The following is a 2,040-nucleotide window of genomic DNA, read 5'->3' on the forward strand; positions in this document are numbered from 1 at the left end:
CCTGCCCAAGCCACTCAAGCCCAAACGTCTGCAAAAGTTGACCAGAACCCTGGGTCAGCAGCGGGATTTGGACGTGTTACTGGAAATCCTCCAGGAGCCCTGTTGGCAGCAAATCCCGGCAGACCAGCAGGGGGAGCTGGAGGAGCTGAGGGAAAAGCTGCAGCGGCGCCAAGCCCAAGCTGAGAAACACTCCCGCCGCATTTTGACAGAGGAAGACTTCCTTGAGTTCCAGGCCGCTTGCGAAGAGTGGCTGGTTTCCCCTCGCTACCGGCCTGCGGCCCAGCTTTCCCTGCAGGAGAGCTTACCTCACCTGTTGGCCCCTTTGCTGGCTGCCTGGTTCCTGCAGCCGGGCTGGCGGATCCCGGCCTTCCCGGAAACTGAAGTTCAGGCTGAACAACTGCACGACCTGCGCAAAGCTACCAAACGCCTGCGCTACCAGCTAGAGTTTTTTGCTCCTTTCTACGGGGAGGCCCTCCAAGACTGGGTGAAGACCCTCAAGGGCTTGCAGGAACAGTTGGGCCGCTTTCACGATTTGCAAGTTCTGCGGGCCAAGTTACCTGCCGACTTAAGTCTGCAAAACTGGCTGCAGCAGCAGCAGAAGCTGGCTCTCCAGGACTGGCCCCCGCAGCAACAGCGCTACTGCAACCCCGCTGAGCAGCAGCGGCTATATCAACTGCTATTCTCGGCTAGGGAAAGCAGCAACGGGGAAGCTCAGGTGGTAGGCTAGGGCGTAGGGGTGGACAAGCCTGCTCTCAGTCTATGGCCTGCTAATTTGCAGGGACGGCGTTGAGACCTGCTTTTGTGTCAACGCTAGGGGAGGTCGGCTTTTGTTCACCGAGGACGTCCTGACACCTTCACCGCCACCTGCCCGGTAGCTTCCTGCCCCTTCTCTGAAAATGCCCATGAAAAAGGGAATCGCCAGGGCCACTGCCTTGCTTTGCTGTCTAGGGGTTCTGCTTTTCTTCTGGCCCCTGAGAACGGCTGCCCAAAAACAAACCCTTCAACTCTACATCTGGTCGGAATACATTGACCCGGCCATTCTCACTGCCTTTGAGAAAGCCACCAATAGCCGCGTGGTGGTAAGTGTGTACGAGTCCAACGAGGACATGATTGCCAAGCTGCGGGGGGGCGGCGTGAGCCAGTACGACGTCGTCGTGCCCACGGACTACGTTGTGCCCAACATGGTGGAGCTGGGCCTGCTGCAGCCTCTCAACAAAGCCCTGATTCCCAATCTCCGCAACTTGGGGGAGAAGTTTGTCGGCTTGCCCTTTGACCCAGAAAACACCTACACGGTTCCCTACCAGTGGGGCACCACCGGCATTGGCTACCGCAAAGACCGCCTGCCGGAAAACTTTGAGCGCTCCTGGGGGCTGATCTTTGATCCCAAGCAGCAGTACGGCCCCTTTGTCATGATCGACGAGATGCGCTCTATGCTGGCGGCGGCTGCTTTCTATCTAGGCTTTGACCCCAACACTACCGTTCCCTCGGAGCTGCAGCAGATTCAGGAGCTGTTAATTCAAGCCAAACGCCGCAGCGCTGGCCTTATTGGCGGGGTGGGCGGCAAAAATCAATTGGTCTCTGGAACAGCCAACGTGGCAGTTGTCTACAGCGGCGATGCCCTGCAAGCTGCTGAGGAAAATCCCAACATTGGCTACTTTGTCCCTCGCGAGGGCGCTCACATCTGGCTAGATGTGATGGCCATCCCAGCCAAAGCTCCTAACCCGGAGCTGGCCAACCGCTTCATCAACTTCCTTCTGGAGCCGGAAATTGGCGCCCAACTGAGCAACTACAACCGCTTTGCCACCCCCAATGCTGCCGCCCTACCTAAGATTAACCCGCAGGATCGCCAAAACCCAGCTATCTATCCCGATGAGGCAACCTTTGCTAGGCTGAGGTACCTCAAAGTGCTGTCCCAGGAGGAGCTCCGTCTCGTAGACGCTGTCTGGACTGCCGTCAAAAGCAGCTAGGGATCCTTGTCGACCTCACCTTGTTAGCTCTCGACACAAAACTTGACACTTTTTAATATCTGAGCCAGATTGG

At 57.4% G+C, this 2,040-nt stretch carries 2 protein-coding genes; both read left to right on the forward strand.

What is annotated here, in order from left to right:
* A partial coding sequence (locus NW827_RS00280) for a CHAD domain-containing protein (RefSeq protein WP_414503197.1) occupies positions 1-727 on the forward strand: 727 nt, incomplete at its 5' end.
* 175 nt (positions 728-902) lie between these two features.
* Positions 903-1,967: a spermidine/putrescine ABC transporter substrate-binding protein gene (locus NW827_RS00285; RefSeq protein WP_414403681.1), complete on the forward strand. Its 1,065-nt coding sequence runs from the start codon at positions 903-905 to the stop codon at positions 1,965-1,967.
* Positions 1,968-2,040 lie beyond the last annotated feature (73 nt).

This window comes from Synechococcus sp. H70.1 (assembly GCF_047502705.1).
Classification (GTDB): domain Bacteria; phylum Cyanobacteriota; class Cyanobacteriia; order Thermostichales; family Thermostichaceae; genus Thermostichus.